Origin of the sequence: Streptomyces sp. NPDC088725, assembly GCF_044751305.1 — a bacterium.
GTDB lineage: Bacteria > Actinomycetota > Actinomycetes > Streptomycetales > Streptomycetaceae > Streptomyces.
Map to the genome: position 1 here is coordinate 172928 of NZ_JBIVLO010000013.1, position 16625 is coordinate 189552.

Consider the following 16625-nt stretch of genomic DNA (forward strand, 5'->3'; position numbering starts at 1 on the left):
CGTACGCGGGGCACCCGGCGCACCCGTACGCGTTCATCCGTACGACAGGCCTGAGCACAGCGTGCCGTCCGCCGAGCGCGCGTGGTCGGTGACGCCGGCCGGCAGGGGCGCGGGAGCGGCCGGAGCGGCGGGAGCGGCGGGGAGGCCGGCGTAGTCCTGGCCGGCCACCAGGTTGAGATGCGTTCCGGTGGTGGACCGCAGCTCCGCGCCCGGGAACAGCCGGGCGAGGGTCCGCGCCTGCGCCAAGAGCCCGGTGCCGTACTCGATGATGGTGGTCGCGTGGTCCTGCGAGTGCGCCGTCGCGGTTCCGGTGACGGTGAACTGATGGTCGCGCAGCATGCGGGCGGCCCGCGCGGCGAGCCCGTTGGTGGTGGTGCCGTTGTAGACGGCGACCGTGATGCCGCCCCCGTCGACGGACGCGGCGCCGGAGGCGGGGGAGGGGACGGCCGGCTTCTCCTGCCCGGCTCTCTGTCCGGTGCTGTGACCGTCGAGCGTACGGTCGGCCTTGAGGGTGGCCCAGAGGCTGTCGACGTCCGGATGGACGAGATCGATGCGTGAACCGTCGTAACGCCAGGGCGCGGTGAGGAAGGTGATGTCCGCGAGGTCGATGTTCTTCAGCGACATGGCGAACGACAGCAGCTTGTCCGCCGAGCCGAGCCCCGGGTCGACGGTGAGGGACTTCGTCGCCGCGTTGGCCAGCGGAAGCAGCGTCGTGGGGCTGAACCCCTGCTCCTTGACCTGCTTGATGAGGCTGGACACGAAGGCCTGCTGACGCATGGTGCGGCCGATGTCAGACCCGTCGCCGATGCCGTGGCGCAGCCGTACGTAGTCCAGCGCGGCCTTGCCGGAGACCGTCTGCTCGCCCTGGTGGTAGACGAGTTCACCCCGCGTGGCGCGGTTCGGGTTGAGGTCCTTCTGGTAGATGTCCTGGGGCAGGCATACCGGTACGCCGCCGACGGCCTCGGTCATGGTGGCGAAGCCCTGGAAGCTCACCACGACGGTGTGGTCGATACGCAGCCCGGTCAGCGCCTCCACGGTGTTCTGCGTGCAGGCGGGGTTGCCGGCCTCGGTGCCGCCGAGGGAGAACGCCGTGTTGAACATGGCGCGTTGGCGCGGGGCCGTCCAGCTTCCGTCCGGCAGCAGACAGGGCGGGATGTCGACGAGCGAGTCGCGCGGGACGGACACGCCGACCGCGTGCCGGTGGTCGGCGTAGACGTGCAGCAGGATCGTGGTGTCGGAGCGGCCCACGGCGTCCTTGCCGCCGCCCAGGGCGGCGTTGGTACCCGCCCTGCTGTCCGAGCCGATGAGCAGTATGTTCTGCGCGTCCCCGGCGGAGCCCTCGGGCCGCTGGTGGCTCAGGCCCTTGCCGTCGAAGGTGTCGATGTTGCCGCTGAGCCGCAGGTATAAGGCGCCCACGGCGGCCACGGCGAGTACGGTCACCGAGGTCGTGACGCCCAGGAAGAGCTTCTTGCGTCGTGTCGCTGGCTGTTGCTGACCGGTCATGGGGTACGCAATCGTCCGGGCGCCCATCTCGTGGACGCGAGTGAGGACCGCAGGGTCCTTGGGGTCCGGCCGGCGGCCGGAAGCGGGGTCGGGTGGCGGATGGGGCCAGGAGGAAGATCAGGCCAGGATCGGGACGAGGCCGGCGGCGAAGATCAGGTAGAAGCCGGCCGAGACGGCCAGCCGGCCCGGGGTGAGCCGGTGGGCGCGCATGGTCAGCAGGAGGTAGATGATCGCGGCCATGGTGACGGCCCCGGACCAGATCAGCGCCCCGTCGAACTTCCAGGTGGTGAACAGCAGTCCCAGCCCGCTGGGGACGGTGGCCTGGATCATCATCGAGCCGGAGATGTTGGCGAGCGCGAGCTGCGTCTTGCCCTGGCGTACCCAGATGATCGCGTTCATGACCTCCGGCAGCTCGGTGGCGATCGGGGAGAGCAGCAGCGCCGTCACGGTGGTCGAAAGGCCGATCACCGGACCGATCGCGTCCAGCTGCTTCACGAACAGCTGCGAGGCCAGGAAGATCACCACCAGCGTGACCAGCGTCTGGGCTGCCACTGCCCAGGTGGCCGGGGACGCCTTTCTGGGCTGGAACTTCAGCGGTTCCAGCTCCTCGTCGTCCTCCTCTGCCCCGCCCGCCCCGCCGCCGCGGATCTCGCGCCAGAAGTACACGGCGTACGTGGCGAAGAACAGCACACCGAGGACGGGCTTGAACGCGAAGGCGACCAGTCCGAGGACGACTTTGACGAAGAAGATCGGCAGGAACCACTTCTGGTCCTTCGACAGCCGCCGCATGTCCTTCTCGTCACCCAGCGGATGGTCGTACGGGCCGCTGGGCGGCATCCCCGTCTCGGCCAGCGCGGCCAGCCGCTGCCTGCGGCGCTTGAGCAGCAGTGCGAGGCCCGTGATGCCGTACGCCACGGTGGACAGGGCCAGCGGCCCGCCCATCGCCGCGCCGACACCGATGTCCTTGGCCTTCTCGGTGGCTCCGGTGGTGACGGCGACCAGGGTCACCACGGACTCCGGCAGGGCGGTGCCGAAGGCGGCCAGGATCGTACCGACCGCCATCTTTCCCACGTTGAGCCGGCGGCCGAGCCATTCCACCGCGTTGACGAACCACTCACACGACAGATAGATCGCTGCCGCACATACGACGAGCAGTAAAAAATGGATCACGGCACCCATCCAGCTTTCCCGTGCCGCGGGACACCGGGGAAGACGCGCCGGGAGTTCGCGGCGTACGACCTCGGCCCCGCGACGCGTACAGGTCGTCGACAAAGGGCCGAAGGTCTCGCCCACCCGCAGATCGAACCACGGGCCCGGTAACCGGGAGCCGCAAGGGCTCCAGCATGTCGACGACCGGTATCGCGGGGCTACTCCCCTTCGCAGCGGCCCACTATAGCCAGTCCACTGACAGGTCCCCCGACGCACGGCCGGACGCGGGGCTCAGGACGTGGTCCCCGCCGTGCTCGGTCCCGGGGAACGCCTGCGCAGCTCTTCGTTGATGCGCTGGGCCTCTTCGAGCTGGTCTTCGAGGATGACGATGCGGCAGGCGGCCTCGATCGCGGTGCCCCCGTCGACCAGCTCGCGGACGCGCGAGGCGAGCCGCAGCTGGTAGCGCGAGTAACGGCGGTGGCCGCCCTCCGAGCGCAGCGGGGTGATGAGCCGCGCCTCGCCGAGTGCCCGGAGGAAGGCGGGCGAGGTGCCGAGCATCTCGGCTGCCCGGCCCATGGTGTAGGCGGGGTAGTCGTCATCGTCGAGGCTGTCTGCGAGCTGTGGGCCTTGAGGAGGCATCGCACCTATTCCTGGAACGCGCCGAAAGGCTCCGGTACCGTGCGGCACCGGAGCCCCGAGCGTGTGCTGCTGACTTCGTCTTGTCCTGCGAAGCCTAATCAGATAAGGGCCGTATGTCTACCGCAGTCGTGATAGATTTTCCCTCGCGGGAGGGTTAGTTTCGGGCGGTTGGTTCCGGTGGTTTGTTCCCGTGGCCGGTTTCCTTCGGTCGTTTCCGCGCCGTTGCTTTCCAGTGCCGCGACGGGGCTTCCTGAACGTGTGTCCCCGGGGCGTGTTGCGAAAGAAGCGCCGTCCGCCCGGAGGGCGGGGCTTGCGGCGTCCGGTGCGTGCAATCGCAAGGCGGAGGATCATCGTCGCCGATGGCCCGGACGTACGTGGATGATTCCGGCAGCGCGGCGAGGTGCCGTGCCAGGCATTCCGGGCCCGCGAAGATCCGCCGGACAGGGCCTAGGAACGCGGCTGATCCGCCGAGGCTTCCTGCTCGCGCTCCGCCTGCCGCGGCCCGGCCTGCTGCGGTACGGCGGCCGGTCCCGCGCCGGGCAGCGAGGCCTCCGGCACGTCTGCCCGGCCCGTCGCACGGCGGCACAGCCGGCGCAGCGACTCGTAGAAGCGGTCGGGCAGGAACACGGAGTCCGCGATGATCATCGCGCCGGAGAAGAGCGGCAGCCCCATGAGTACGGCGATGCCGAGGTGCATGCCGAACAGCATCGTCAGAACGGGGTACTTGAGCCGGCCGAACAGGACGAACGGGAAGGCGACCTGCGGCAGCACCGTCAGGTAGCAGGCGGCGCCGAGGAGCGCGGGGTGGCTGTCCGCCAGGTGGGACAGGGCCGGCCAGGGCTGGAACAGGTTCAGGTTCAGCACGTAGTGGAGAGCCGTGCCGTTGCCCCAGGAGCCGCCCTGGACCTTGTACAGACCGGCGGATCCGTAGAGGAAGCAGACCTGAGCCGCGATGACGAACAGAGCGCAATTGTGCGCCACCGTGACCAGCGTCCGCCGGGCGAAGAGCAGGTTCGGCCGGAGACCGTCCCCTTCCTCGTCCTCGTCTCCGGGTCGTACGGGCCCGTTCTGACGCGCGGCGCGGAGCCGCGCTCTGCGCGCGTCGAGGGACCAGCGCCTGCCGCATCCGGTGAAGACGAGATACATGGCCATGAGAAGGATCAGGTTGTCGCCGCCGTCCGTCATGAAGATCGACCGGGCGTGGAACGACGCCACCACGACGGCGAACAGGACGGACACCGCACGGGTCCGCCAGCCCAGCATGAACAGTGCCGCGGTGATCACCGCCAGCGCGTAGCAGCACTCGAAGTACGGCCGGCTGTCGGAGAGCGTGAGGATGCTGGCCCAGCCCGTGTCGTAGAAAAGCTCCCTGGCAAGCGCTGGGGTCCACGGCGAACCGGGGCCCCAGATCTCGTCGCGGTGCGGGAACTCCCGCAGCAGGAAGGCGAGGTAGAGCAACCCGTAGCCGATGCGCAGGACGGCGGTCCCGTACAGGGACACCGGGCGCCGGGTGAGAAGGGCGAAGAACCCGTCGAGCCGGTTACGGACTCGCCGCGCGAGAGACCGGGCGGGAGAAGGAGACGGGGGCGGTGTCGGCACCGGCACCGGTCCGGGGGACGATACGGCCTGCTCAGTTGCCATCGGAGATCACCTTCCACCAGGGGAGAGTGCGGGTGTCCGTGGGTGCGGACGTGGCCGGTCGGGCGCCGGGCGCGGCGATGCGGCGGGTGACCACCCGGAGCTGGATGGACTCGAAGGAGCCGTGTTCGAGGGTGGCGACCCGGTCGGCGGCGATGTTGCGCAGATACTTCTGCACCATCTCGGCGCGCTCCGAGCGCGCCCGGTCGTCCCCGCCGAGGGTTTCAAGGTAGGAGGTCCAGGCCCGGCGCAGCATGTTCTGCGTCGTGTGACTGGGGAAAACGTTGTGATCGACCGCGGAGTCGTCCACGGCCGACAGATCGGACCACGCGCTCACGCGCACGGTGCCGTCCGCCGCGGTGTGCGCGGTCCTCGCGGAAATCTGCTGGTTCACCGATTCGGGATCAGGCGCGAAAAGCCGCCAGTTCTGCTCGAACAGCGGGAAGACCCAGGCGTCGACCAGCTTGCTGTACCGCTGGGACACCGCGTTCGGGGGAGCCACGTGCAGGAATACCAGAAATACGTGCATGAAGGCGGTGGTCAGACATAGGGCCACCGCTGCCAACACCCCGGCTTTCAGCGGTCCGGGAAGCCGGGAAATCCGCTGGGCCGCCCCGGACCCGCCGGTCTTTTCCCGCGTGGGATCTTCCTCATCGGTCCGCTCTCGTTCCAGCACATCCGCTGCGTCAATGCCGCCCGTCACCAGCCTCACCCGACCTTTCCGTTTCAGTTGCTCGCATTGTCTTGTTCCGAGGCTTTCATCACAGCGGCGGCGCGCGGCGGAATTGTGCTTTCATTCCGCCGCGCGCCGCCGTCCAGGGGGATTACTCAGCTTTCGTAGCTTTCCTGGTCCTCGCTGTCTTCGTGGTTGTCGTAGTTGTCGTGGTTCTCGTTGTCGTCGGGCTGCTGCCCATAACCGCCGGAGTGCTGGGGCTGGTCTCCGTACCCCTCGTCCTCGATGGGCCGGTCGCCGGGCTTGTCTCCGTAACCGCCCTGGTGTTCGTCATGGCCGGACGGCTTGTCGCCGTAGCCGCCGGGCTTTTCGCCGTGGCCCTGCCCGGGCTTCTCGCCGTAACCGCCGGGCTTCTCCCCGTAGCCGCCGCCCGGCTTCTGGCCGTGACCGCCGGGCTTTTCCCCGTAGCCGCCGCCCGGCTTCTGGCCGTGACCGTGACCATGACCGGGCTTCTGGCCGTGGCCCGGCTTGTGCCCGTGACCGGGCTTGTGGCCGTGGCCATGCCCGTGACCGTGTCCGCCGGTGCCGCCCGTGGTGGTGACGCCGCCCGTGGTGACCGTGTTGCCGGTGGTTCCGGCGACGAGGCCGCCCGAGACGCCGCCGGTGGTACCGCCGGTCAGAACGCCGCCGAGCACACCGCCCAGGAGACCGCCGTTGGTGCCGCCGGTCGCGCCGCCGAGCACTCCGCCGAGGACGCCGCCGAGGACGCCGGTGGTGGTGCCGCCCGTGGTTCCGGTGGTGGTACCCGTGGTGGTGGCGCCGGTGGTGGTACCTGTCGTCGTGGCGCCGGTGGTGCCTGTCGTCGTGGCGCCGGTTGTGCCGCCGGTGGTCGCCGAGGCACACGTCGCGATGGTGATCGTGTTGGTGTCCAGAGTGACCGAGCCGTTACGGGCCAGCGCCCGGCCGTCGATGTCCGCTCCCGTGGTCACGGTGATCGAGGTGAGCGCGAGGATGTTGCCGACGAACGTGGAATCCGTACCGAGGGTGGCGGAACTGCCGATCTGCCAGAACACATTGCACGCCTGGGCGCCGTTGATGAGCGCGACCTGACTGGCCGACGCCGTCGTCAGACCCGATCCGACCTGGAAGACCCACACGGAGTTCGGGTCACCCTGGGCGTCCAGGGTGAGCGTGCCGGTGAGGCCCAGGGTGGACGACGCGGTGTAGACGCCGGGAACCAGCGTCAGGCCGCCGGCGTCCGGGGGCAGCGCCTCGTCGGTGGCCTCTCCCGCCGCGACGTTGTACGCCGTGACCAGATCGGACTGGGCCTGCAGGGCCACCGCGTCGGCGGAGTGCTGAGCGCCGTTCACCGTGCCCGGAGGAAATCCGGTGATGGCCGTTCCCGGACTTACCCCGAGGTCTCCGGTAATCACCGAAGGGCCGGTATTGCTGACCGACTGCCCGGCCAGAACAGCGAAACTCGACGCGGTGCCCAGTGGAACGGGCGTCGCGATGGCAGCCGCCTGTGAAGACGTCATCGCCACCAGTGCGATGGCCAGAACCGGGGCGAGCACCCCACTGATCCAGGTCGGCATGGTGCGCCGTCCTGGCGCATTCCGAATACTCAGCTTCATTGAGCGGCCAACTCCTGTAAGAGAAGGTTGAAGGTGGGCGGACCGGTCCGGGTCTGGGAACCGGTCACTTCTGTCGTGTTCATAACTCCGGTATGAAGTTCTGGTTATGCGTCATACGGGTGATTCGTTTTTGTTTTCATGGTGGTGCGGAGATCGAATAAGGCTATTAATGCGCCATGTGAGTTTGCGGAATGAGGAGAACCGGCCGCTTTTCGCCCGCCCGGCGGGTTTGGGCGTATCCGGCCGTGTGGTCCGTCGTTGTCCCGCGTGTGCGGCCCGTATCCGTCTCCGGGCCCGATCCGCGAAGGAGCGCTGTGAGCGTGGGAATGAACGAGGGCCTTCTGACCGTCGAGGACACGCGGCAGGACATGGATCGCGGAGGCCGGGGCATGGGCAAGCGCGCGGCGGCCGTCGGAGCTGTGCTGGGCGTCGCGCTGGCCCCCGCCGGGGCCGCGCACGCGAGCGTCGTCGGCATCGGGAACGCGACATTCGGAAACACCTGCGCCACCGAGGGCGGTGCCCTGGCGGCGGGCGGCACCGCCGCCGGCAGCGGCACGGCGAGCGGCAATCAGATCGGCCTGCCGTTGGACCTGCCCCGCAACCACTGCGGCAGCAGCGGCATCGTCTGCACCGCGGTGTTCGGCTCCAGCGTCTGAACCGGAGAGGGATCCCGAGGTGACGGGTGTGCCGGTGGCGGACGCCGCCGTACGGGAGCTGGCCGCCCTGAGCGGGCGCGGCCTGTCCCTGCTGCGGCAGTGGGTGGCCGAACACCCGCGGCTCGGTGTGGCGCGGGCGCTGCTCGTGCTGGCGACCAGCGGCGGGCTGAGTGACCTCGAGCTGCGCGAGGAACTGGTGATCGCGCACCGGGACGCGCTGTCCGCCGGTGCCAGGTCCGTGAGCCTGGTCCATGGCGTGTTCCTCTACGCCCACCGGCAGTACCGCATGACGGCCGATCACCTGGTGACGCACTTCGCGCGATGGCCGGCGGACGAGGTGGCCGCGCTGATACTGGACGCCTTCCACGCGTGCGGGGACACCGGCTACCGCGCGCACGGCGACGCTCTGGCTGAGCGGCAGTACGCCCTGGCCGGCCCGGACAGCTGGGTGTGGGCGAGCAGAATGGCCTGGACGCGCGTGGAACAGGGACGCGTCGAGGAGGCGTACGAGCTGGCCGAGCACGCCCTGGCCCGGTACCCGCGCTCGGGGCTCGCCGCCCACGCCCGAGCGCACGCCGAGCAGGAGTACGGAGCGGGCCCCGCCTCCACCGCCTTCCTCGACGGATGGCTGGCGGCCGATCCGCAGGCGATGCAGTTCAAGCACCTCAACTGGCACGCCGCCCTCCAGTCGCTGGCCTGCGGGGACTTCGCCGACGCGCGCCGCCGGGCGGACGAGGTCCTGGACCACGCGGACGTGGGCATGCGGTCGGCGACGAACTGGCGCCTGCTGCTCGCCGGCCAGACCCCGGCCCGCCGCTGCGACCTGGACCACGTCCGTACGCTGCTGACGGCTCCCGGCGGGATGGCCGAGGTCTTCCACACCTTCAATCTCGCGCTCGCCCTGGCCGTCGAGGCGGCCACCGACGACCTGTACGCGCTGGCCGGGCGGGCGGCCGGCGACGACAGGGCCGACTACCGCGAAGTACTCGCCCCTGTGGTCCGGGCGCTCGCCGACGTCACCGCGGGCCGCCCGCGGTCCGCGGTGGACCTGTTGACCGGCCTGGGCAAGCGGACGGAGCGCGTCGGCGGAGTGCGGGTGGAGCGCGAGATCATCCAGGACACGCTCGCCCGCGCGCTCATCGACACCGGCCAACACGCCGACGCGGCCGCCCTGTTGCACCACCGCACCACCACCCGCCGCCACCACACGTACGAGGACCTTCTCCTCATCCCCCGGCCGGCGCTCACCACCGCATGTGACGCCGTCCCCGCCCGCTGATCCCCGGCCCTCCGTCCCGTACGGGGCTCCCGCCCCTCTCTCCTGGAGAAACCCGCATGGCCGCGCCGCAGCTGATCGTCGTCTCGCCGCACGGCAGCGGGACACCGCTGCTGACCGAAGCCACCACCGCGCTCGGGTACACACCGTGCGGCACGATGAGCGGGGCCAAGGGCCCCAGCGGCGCATGGCGTCCGGGTCCCGGGGAGGTGCATCCGCTCCTGACGGCCGCCTACGGACCCGACCGGGCCGCACTCCTGCTCCGCCGTCAGGGAGGAGAAGGAGACAACCTCGAAACGGCCTTTCAGGAAGCGGTCAGCGCACTGTGGCGCGTGTGGTGGATGCGCCTGGGCCAGCCGGTCACTCTGGCCTCGCCGGTCGACCCCGGGCTGGAAGGACGCCTGGCCCGCGTGCCGGACAGTGAACTGCCGGGACTGCTGCCCGGCAGGGGCTGCTGGTACGTCACGAGCCTCGAACTCCGGCGGGCCGACGGCGGTTTCCTGCGCGCGTGGCAGGCCACCGGCAATCCGCCGGTCATCTTCCACCACCGCGATCCGCGGGACCGGATCATCAGCCAGATCCGGCTGCTCTCCCAGCCCGCGGGCCAGGTCGGTTCCCTGCCCGAACACCTCGTGTACCGCGACATCATCAGCGCGCTGCCCACCATGGACGCCAGGATCACCTTCGCCCTCACCGACCCCGGCTTCCCCGGCACGGCAGAGGCCCGCCACTGCCAGTGGCTGGCGCACCACCCGGCGGTCACCGTGATCACCCACGAAGACCTGGCGGGTCCGGCCCACGGAGGGAGCGCCGAGGCCCGGCAGCGGGCCCTGGCCCGGCTGCGGGAGACCACGGGGCACGCGGCCCCGGCCGTGGAACTGCCCGCGCCGTCCGCCGCCGCGAGTGAGGGTGACGATCTGACGGTGGGCGCCTGGCGCGCACACTTCACCCCCGCTCACGAACGTCTCCTCAGCCGGTATCACGGCGACCTGCTCGCCGTCTGACCGGCGGACGGCGAGAGATTCGTAATCCACGCGGGTGACGGCGCGGCGACCGTGCGTGTCCACCGTGCCGGGCTCTCGTTGGCCGTGTATGACCACACTCCGCAGTTTCCGGCGCACGGCTGCCGCTGCTCTGTTCCTCGCGGCTGTCGTTGTCCCCGCCGTCCCGTCGGCCACGGCCGTGACGGCCCCGCACACAACCGCCCCGAGCGCGACGGCGCCCCAGACGATTCTGCCCGGCGATGTCCTCGAACCTCCGGTCTCCGTCGACGCGTTGCCCGCGCAGGTCAAGAAGGCGTGTGCCATCTGGAAGAAGCTGGCCTGGCCCGAGGCCGACCGGCCCACGGACTACAAGGTGGCCGGGACCTCGTACGTCATCCGGGGCAGCAACCGCTACGGCAACCGCAGCGGTGACCTCCCGCTGGACGGCAAGTACCGCGAGTACGACGTCAATCCGCGCCCGGCAGGTCAGCACCGCGACGCCGAACGCGTGGTCCGCAACCCCGCGACCCACGCGGTCTGGTACACCGGCGACCACTACGACAACTTCCGCCGCATCTCGTCGGGTTGTTCCTGAGGAGTACCGACCCGGCCGGGCGAGAGCACGGCCGTCGCCGGCCGGCGGCTGAGCGAACAGGCGTCCTGGCCCTCACGGACCGTGGCGAACGGCGGATGGTGAACACGGCTGATCATCCACCGCCAGGGGCCTCGGCGGAGTGCAAGGCGGGGGAGGCCCCGCCTTGCACTCCGCGCACGGTCGGACGACCCTGGATGGGGTGATGTGCCGGTCAGGATCGTACGGTCTCGAACGGCGCGCCGGACTGTGACACCCGCGCAGGGCCCCGGGGCCCACGCACGCGAGGTGCCGCCGCGCACGCCCGCGACACCCACCGCACGGGCACCGCCGGAAACTCGGACACCGCCTGAAGCTGGAGTGACAGAGATGAGCGATCCCCGAGAAACCTGGACCTCCCGCCTGCGGGATCTCTCCGACGAAGTACCGCCGGAGAACGCGGAGCGCTTCGTGAACGACCTGTACGCGGCGGCGCAGGCCGATCTGGACGAGCAGCGGGCGCAAGCCGACTTCGAACGGGAGGAATAGCGCGCCGGACGCTCCCGTGCCGAGACCTGGCCGGACGCTCCTGTGCCGAGACCTGGCCGGACGTTCCTGTGCCGAGACCTGGGGGCGAGAGCGCGAGACCCGGGAGGCGAGAGCCGTGGCCGCCAGGCTGATCTCCTTGAACGTGGGCCTGCCGCAGGATGTCCCCTGGCGCGGCCGCACCGTGCACACCGGGGTGTGGAAGAGCCCGGTCTCAGGACCTCGGATGGTACGGCGGCTCAATATCGACGGAGACGGCCAGGGCGACCTGGCGGGCCACGGCGGTGAGGCGCGCGCGGTGCTGGTGTACCAGTGGGCGTCGTACGGCTACTGGCAGAAGGAGCTGCGCCGCGACGACTTCAAGCTCGGGCAGTTCGGGGAGAACTTCACGGTGGACGGTCTGCCCGACGACGAGGTGTGCGTGGGCGACCGCTACCGGATCGGCGACGCCGTCTTCGAGGTCACCCAGCCCCGGGTGACGTGCTACCGGGTGGGTCTGCGGATGAACGAGCCGCAGCTGCCGGCCCTGCTCGTCTCCCATCGGCGCCCCGGCTTCTACCTGCGGGTGGTGACCGAAGGCGAGGTCGAAGCCGGGCAGGAGATCGTCAAGATCTCCTCGGGCCCGGAGCGGATGACGGTCGCGGAGGTCGACGCGCTGCTCTACCTCCCCGGCCACTCCCCGGAGGGGATCCGGCGCGCCCTGCGCATCCCGGCGCTGAGCCCCGGCTGGCAGAGTTCGCTGCGGACGATCGCCGACCAGGCCGACCGTTCGGAGCAGGAACCGGGAACCGCCGTCGGCAACACCGGACTGACCCCGGCCGCGAGCAGTCCGCCGCCCGCCTGGAAGGGATTCAGGCCCCTGACCGTCACCGGTATCCACCACGAGAGCCGGAGCGTCGTCTCCCTGTCGCTGGCCGACCCGGACGGGTCCCCGCTGCCGGCCTCGCTGCCGGGACAGGCCGTCGCGCTGAAGGTACGGCCGCCGGGTGGTGGCTCTCCGCTGATCCGCGACTACTCGCTGTCCGGTGCGCCGGACGCCGACGAGTACCGGATCAGCGTGAAGAAAGAGGTGCACGGTGAGGTCAGCGGCCGGCTCCACACGGCTGTGCGCACCGGAGACACCCTCGACGTGGCAGCGCCGCGCGGCACGTTCTGCCTGAAGGACAGCGAGCGTGCCGTGGTGCTGGTGTCCGCCGGTGTCGGTGCCACGCCCGTGCTCGCGATGCTGCACGCACTGGCCGGTGCGCACTCCGAGCGGCCGGTCTGGTGGCTGCACGGAGCGCACGACGGAGCCGAGCACCCGTTCGCCGACGAGAGCCGCGCTCTGATGCGGGACCTGCCGCACTCCCGAAGGCTGATCGCCTACAGCAGCCCCGATGAGGACGACCGCGCGGGCGTCGACTACACGAAACGCGGCCGGTTGTCCCCGGACATGCTGTCGGGGCTCGACCTGCCGAAGGACGCCGACGCGTATGTGTGCGGCCCGGTGGATTTCATGTCCGACCTGGCGTCCGCGCTGTCCTCGGAAGGTCTGGATCCGGCCCGTATCCACACCGAGGCGTTCGGCGCCGAGGCCGCCCTGACACCCGGCGTGGTGGGAGGCCAGGCCAGGGCGCCGCACCCGCCGGAGGGCTCCCGGGGCGAAGGCCCCGCCGTCTCCTTCGCCCGCAGCGGCCTCACGGTCGACTGGGACCCCGCACGCGCGAGCCTGCTCGAACTCGCCGAGGCCTGCGACGTACCGACGCGCTGGGCCTGCCGCACCGGCATCTGCCACACCTGCGAGACCGCGCTCATGTCGGGCCGGGTCGACTACGCCCCCGACCCCATCGACCAGCCGGCTGAGGGCAACGCGCTGATCTGCTGCTCCTCGCCCGCGGAGAGCGTCGTACTCGACCTGTGAAGGGGGTACTCAGCGCAGGGCCGACCGGCCCGCGCGCCAGGCATCCAGCACGTGGACGGCGAGACGGTCGTCGAGAAACGCGGTGGCGTCCGCGCCGAAGGACACATCGGCTTCCAGGTGCGGTTCGTCGGCGAGCAGGCCACCGATCACCTCGCGGCGTACGACCTGCTCGTGGACGGCGTCCGCCTCGACGTGCTCGGTGTAGAAGCGTTCCGCCGCAGGGCCGGCCCCGGTCCGCCGCATGGCGGCGGCGAGGCGGCGCGAGCCCGGTGACGACGTGACCTCGACGCTCGCGAAGTGGCCGACCAGCGCGCCGCGCAACGCCCGGTGCAACCCGAACAGCGTCATCACGTTGACGGTGGCGAGCGCGACGGCCGGCGCGGCGTCGAGGCAGTGCCCGTACTCGGTCTCCAGCCCCAGGTCCGCCATCAGATCGGCGAAGAGCCGCGCGTGGATGTTCTCGGCCCGGCCGGCACCGAACTCGTCGTACTCGATCGCCACCATGCCTGCCTTCGCCCGGCCGCGCAGCCGCGGTATCACCCAGGCGTGCGGGTCCGCCTCCTTGAGGTGGTACAGCGAGCGGAGGGCGGCGTACTCCCGCAGCTGCCAGAGTTCCCCGTCGTGTTCCAGGTGGTACGCGATGTCGGCACTGTGATCGGTGGGCTCCATCAGCAGCTCGCCGAATACGTCCTCGACGCCGCGGCCCGAGGGAACGTCGGCGCGCAGCGCGCCGAGGAAGCGCTCTTCGAGCGCCCTGCGCAGCGGCATCAGCCCGGGGTCCCACTCGCGGTCGTCGGCCACCTCCGCGAAGCCGCGGTAGTGCAGTTCGTAGAAGAGGTAGAGAGCCAGCTGCAGGTCTTCGCCGTACGGATCCGCCGCCGCTGCCTCGCCCGCGTCCGGCGCGGCACGGCGCCGCGCGGTGAGCGCGGTGAGAAGGCCGGCCGACAGCGGGCCCCTGGGTGTGGGCAGAGCCGGCCCGGCGCGGCGCCGGTCAGTGCTGGTCGCCGTCATCGGATTCCTCCGCATCGGGGGCGGGACGCTCGTCATGACCGCGCCTCTTGCCGGTGCCCGGCCGCCGGTGACCGCGATGGCTGGTGTCGCACCACGGGTAGGCGCGGCTGCGGCGGCAGGCGCACAGGGCCACCACGAACCGGTCGGAGGTGACGACGCTGCCGTCCTCCGCGACCACCTCCACCGGTCCCTCGATCAGTACAGGGCCGTCGCGGTCGACGGTGACCCGCCTGAAGCGGTCATCTTCGTTCGGCACGGATCACCACCAGTTCTTCCCTGTCCTCGTGCGCGCCGATCAGGCCACGGGCGCGCAGCCACGGCAGCCGCTGGCTGAGAACCGGGCCGAACGGCACGTAGGCCCGCTCGGTGACCGCGCACATCAGCCCGGCTTCGGCCAGTTGCCGCAGGGTCGAGTCGACGCCGCACAGGCCGGAGTGCACCAGCAGCAGCACGCCGTGCGGACGGAGCAGCGACGGGGCACGCGAGCAGATCCGGTCCACCACGTGCCGGCCGTCCCGGCCCGCGTCCCACGCGCGGGTCCTGCCCCACAGCGGAGGCCGGGCGCGCCGGGCGGGAACGTAGGGCGGGTTGCTCACCACCAGGTCGAAGGTGCGTCCGTGCCACGGCATCGACAGGTCGCCGTGGCGGACCCGTACCCGCTGTCCGGCCCGTGCGGCGTTGACCCGGGTGGTGAGCACCGCGCGCCAGGAGATGTCGGTGGCCGAGACCCGCGCCCCTGTCCGCGCGGTCAGCACCGCGAGCGCGCCGCTGCCCGTGCCGACGTCGAGGACGTCCGACCCCGCCGCGATCCTTTCGGCCCGCAGCGCCCGGGCGAGCAGACGGGTGTCCGCCTGCGGGGCGTACACCCCGGGCAGCGTCCACAGGTTCCCGAGATCAGCGTGCCGTGGGGCAGCGGTCGTCATCAGGTACCTCCGTGGGGCCGGTGCGGCCGGGCGGCGCGATGTCCCCGCCTGGCGCCGTTCCCGTTCCCTCCAGGTTCGGCGCACGAGTGGCCCGCCGCCACTGGGGCCCACGGCAGCGATCACCGGACCGCCTGCCCGCCGCCCTCGCACCCGGTGCGCGGCCCGCGACTACGGCACCGCGAACCGGCCCGCGTCACCGGTGGAGCCGCGCGTCAGCACTCGATGATGTTCACCGCGAGCCCGCCGCGCGCCGTCTCCTTGTACTTCACGTATATGTAGACGACTGTTGATCATGGGGATGACCTGCAGTTTTGGCGTGCCCAGGCCTGTCTTGAATCACGTCAGGGACTTTGTGGGGACTTTTCGTCGAGAGCTGATTAGCAACGTATCGCATGTTGCGTGAAAAGCTTGCGGGATTGGGCAGTCGACGATCGGGCGCCACGCGATGGCTTCGGTGAGCCCGCTCTCGTTATGCGGTGCTGATGCACGAGCGCCCTCCCGGGTAGTGGAAGGGCGCTCACTGACGTCGGTCGGTTCAGCGACCGACATTTCCTGGTGTGCGGGGTGGATCAGACCAGGGTCGACGGCATCGCGCACAGTTCGAAGACTGGTGGCAAGAACTTTATGGCCGAGGCGGGGTCACGGACGGATCGTGGTGTTGTCTCCGGTGACGGCCGTGCCGATCGTCTGTGCGGCGATAGACCTTTCACCGGACGCGGTGATCGTAACTGCGCCGGCCGCGGGAAGTTGGGCGGCCAGTTCGGCAAGCAATTGTGGGTTCTCTCTTAGAGTCCGCTTGATCTGCTGACGCAGCGCGGCTGCAGTATCGGTGTCCTCCGGCTCCTCGGCCGCCTCACGCACCGCCGCCTCCAGCTCCTGGCGTCCGGCTGGGCTCCGGCGCCGCCAGACCGCGTGCAAAATACTGCGCCCCGCGTTCGCCGTGGCTCCCACCGCAGCGTCCTCAGCCCGGGCCAGTACCCCCGCACCATAGGCACCCAGGGCTGCGCTTAGATACGGCCCTGCCTGCTCCAAAAACTGCACGATCTCCGCTCCCACAACCCATCCCTGAATTACTGTCATTGGCTGAGGCCAGAGCATCAGACTAAGCCGCCCAGCCAGCGCGCACACGGCAATTCTGCATTCACAGATCGTCGACCGGCCTCACTCCACACGAGCTTGGGAAGCGGAGAACTCCAATGGAGTACTAACGGTCAGACCGCGAAGCGGCGTGCTCGGCTGCGTCGATCCTTGCGCGAATCTGAGTGACGAGCGGGTTTTCCGGGCCCAGGGTGGGCTCGATCCGGTCGAGGGCAACGCGATAGACCGCGAGCGCTTTTTGGTGTGCCCCGGCTTCCTGGTGGGTGTCCGCCAGGGTGAGTTGGGTGCTCAGGACATTCGGGTGGTCGCCGAGGGTCTGCTGCCAATGTGTGAACCGTTCCGGGTTCGGTAGGGACTCGATCATTTGAGAGGATCGAGTCATGGCACGTCCTTCCCAGTACCCGCTTGAGCTGCGCCGTCGTGCG

Annotated in this window: 17 protein-coding genes; 6 read left to right on the forward strand and 11 right to left on the reverse strand. The window is 70.3% G+C overall.

What is annotated here, in order from left to right; genetic code table 11:
* Nucleotides 1-33: 33 nt before the first annotated feature.
* From ACIP6N_RS27345 to ACIP6N_RS27370, 6 genes are all read right to left on the reverse strand, one after another.
* Nucleotides 34-1503, reverse strand: a complete 1470-nt coding sequence (locus ACIP6N_RS27345; protein WP_401819867.1) for an LCP family protein — start codon at nt 1501-1503, stop codon at nt 34-36.
* A gap of 117 nt (nt 1504-1620) precedes the next feature.
* Nucleotides 1621-2673, reverse strand: coding sequence for a sodium:calcium antiporter (locus ACIP6N_RS27350; protein WP_401819918.1), 1053 nt, complete (start codon nt 2671-2673; stop codon nt 1621-1623).
* A gap of 270 nt (nt 2674-2943) precedes the next feature.
* Complete coding sequence (locus ACIP6N_RS27355; protein ID WP_401819870.1) at nt 2944-3291, reverse strand: MerR family transcriptional regulator; 348 nt, start codon at nt 3289-3291, stop codon at nt 2944-2946.
* 447 nt (nt 3292-3738) lie between these two features.
* Nucleotides 3739-4932 (reverse strand): HTTM domain-containing protein, encoded by a 1194-nt coding sequence (locus ACIP6N_RS27360; protein WP_401819873.1) that lies wholly within the window; start codon nt 4930-4932, stop codon nt 3739-3741.
* Complete coding sequence (locus ACIP6N_RS27365; protein WP_401819876.1) at nt 4922-5458, reverse strand: DUF5819 family protein; 537 nt, start codon at nt 5456-5458, stop codon at nt 4922-4924. Before ACIP6N_RS27365 ends, ACIP6N_RS27360 begins: the two co-directional genes overlap by 11 nt.
* A 299-nt stretch (nt 5459-5757) precedes the next feature.
* Nucleotides 5758-7197, reverse strand: coding sequence for an ice-binding family protein (locus ACIP6N_RS27370; RefSeq protein WP_401819878.1), 1440 nt, complete (start codon nt 7195-7197; stop codon nt 5758-5760).
* Nucleotides 7198-7562: 365 nt separating this feature from the next.
* On the opposite strand from ACIP6N_RS27370, the gene ACIP6N_RS27375 reads away from it, so the two are divergent.
* From ACIP6N_RS27375 to ACIP6N_RS27400, 6 genes are all read left to right on the forward strand, one after another.
* Nucleotides 7563-7892, forward strand: a complete 330-nt coding sequence (locus ACIP6N_RS27375) for a chaplin family protein (RefSeq protein ID WP_401819919.1) — start codon at nt 7563-7565, stop codon at nt 7890-7892.
* Between the two features lie 19 nt (nt 7893-7911).
* Nucleotides 7912-9171 (forward strand): hypothetical protein, encoded by a 1260-nt coding sequence (locus tag ACIP6N_RS27380; protein WP_401819880.1) that lies wholly within the window; start codon nt 7912-7914, stop codon nt 9169-9171.
* 56 nt (nt 9172-9227) lie between these two features.
* Nucleotides 9228-10172, forward strand: a complete 945-nt coding sequence (locus ACIP6N_RS27385) for a hypothetical protein (protein WP_401819882.1) — start codon at nt 9228-9230, stop codon at nt 10170-10172.
* 88 nt (nt 10173-10260) lie between these two features.
* Nucleotides 10261-10746 carry a ribonuclease domain-containing protein gene (locus tag ACIP6N_RS27390; protein ID WP_401819885.1) on the forward strand — a complete coding sequence of 162 codons (486 nt, stop codon included), beginning with the start codon at nt 10261-10263 and terminating at the stop codon, nt 10744-10746.
* Nucleotides 10747-11112: 366 nt separating this feature from the next.
* Nucleotides 11113-11271, forward strand: a complete 159-nt coding sequence (locus ACIP6N_RS27395) for a hypothetical protein (RefSeq protein WP_401819888.1) — start codon at nt 11113-11115, stop codon at nt 11269-11271.
* Nucleotides 11272-11386: 115 nt separating this feature from the next.
* Entirely contained in the window at nt 11387-13168 is a 1782-nt protein-coding gene (locus tag ACIP6N_RS27400; RefSeq protein ID WP_401819891.1) for an MOSC domain-containing protein, read from the forward strand.
* Nucleotides 13169-13177: 9 nt separating this feature from the next.
* Here ACIP6N_RS27400 and ACIP6N_RS27405 read toward each other — a convergent pair whose 3' ends face one another.
* The 5 genes from ACIP6N_RS27405 to ACIP6N_RS27425 form a co-directional block, all read right to left on the reverse strand.
* Nucleotides 13178-14179 carry an iron-containing redox enzyme family protein gene (locus tag ACIP6N_RS27405; RefSeq protein ID WP_401819893.1) on the reverse strand — a complete coding sequence of 334 codons (1002 nt, stop codon included), beginning with the start codon at nt 14177-14179 and terminating at the stop codon, nt 13178-13180.
* A complete protein-coding gene (locus tag ACIP6N_RS27410; RefSeq protein ID WP_401819895.1) occupies nt 14160-14435 on the reverse strand; it encodes a CDGSH iron-sulfur domain-containing protein in 276 nt (91 codons plus the stop codon). Before ACIP6N_RS27410 ends, ACIP6N_RS27405 begins: the two co-directional genes overlap by 20 nt.
* On the reverse strand, nt 14419-15102 hold the full coding sequence (locus ACIP6N_RS27415) for a HemK2/MTQ2 family protein methyltransferase (protein ID WP_401819897.1): 684 nt from the start codon (nt 15100-15102) through the stop codon (nt 14419-14421). The genes ACIP6N_RS27410 and ACIP6N_RS27415 overlap by 17 nt, the downstream gene beginning before the upstream one ends.
* Before the next feature lie 639 nt (nt 15103-15741).
* Nucleotides 15742-16158 (reverse strand): hypothetical protein, encoded by a 417-nt coding sequence (locus ACIP6N_RS27420; protein WP_399140641.1) that lies wholly within the window; start codon nt 16156-16158, stop codon nt 15742-15744.
* Between the two features lie 148 nt (nt 16159-16306).
* Nucleotides 16307-16625 (reverse strand): tetratricopeptide repeat protein (locus ACIP6N_RS27425; RefSeq protein ID WP_401819899.1); only part of this gene is annotated, 319 nt, incomplete at its 5' end.

Bases quoted from the DNA above. Each gene is read 5' to 3' on its own strand.
- ACIP6N_RS27345 (WP_401819867.1), bottom strand. From the start codon at position 1,503: ATGACCGGTCAGCAACAGCCAGCGACACGACGCAAGAAGCTCTTCCTG.
- ACIP6N_RS27355 (WP_401819870.1), bottom strand. From the start codon at position 3,291: ATGCCTCCTCAAGGCCCACAGCTCGCAGACAGCCTCGACGATGACGAC.
- ACIP6N_RS27360 (WP_401819873.1), bottom strand. From the start codon at position 4,932: ATGGCAACTGAGCAGGCCGTATCGTCCCCCGGACCGGTGCCGGTGCCG.
- ACIP6N_RS27365 (WP_401819876.1), bottom strand. From the start codon at position 5,458: ATGCACGTATTTCTGGTATTCCTGCACGTGGCTCCCCCGAACGCGGTG.
- ACIP6N_RS27370 (WP_401819878.1), bottom strand. From the start codon at position 7,197: ATGCCGACCTGGATCAGTGGGGTGCTCGCCCCGGTTCTGGCCATCGCA.
- ACIP6N_RS27375 (WP_401819919.1), top strand. From the start codon at position 7,563: ATGAACGAGGGCCTTCTGACCGTCGAGGACACGCGGCAGGACATGGAT.
- ACIP6N_RS27385 (WP_401819882.1), top strand. From the start codon at position 9,228: ATGGCCGCGCCGCAGCTGATCGTCGTCTCGCCGCACGGCAGCGGGACA.
- ACIP6N_RS27390 (WP_401819885.1), top strand. From the start codon at position 10,261: ATGACCACACTCCGCAGTTTCCGGCGCACGGCTGCCGCTGCTCTGTTC.
- ACIP6N_RS27395 (WP_401819888.1), top strand. From the start codon at position 11,113: ATGAGCGATCCCCGAGAAACCTGGACCTCCCGCCTGCGGGATCTCTCC.
- ACIP6N_RS27405 (WP_401819893.1), bottom strand. From the start codon at position 14,179: ATGACGGCGACCAGCACTGACCGGCGCCGCGCCGGGCCGGCTCTGCCC.
- ACIP6N_RS27415 (WP_401819897.1), bottom strand. From the start codon at position 15,102: ATGACGACCGCTGCCCCACGGCACGCTGATCTCGGGAACCTGTGGACG.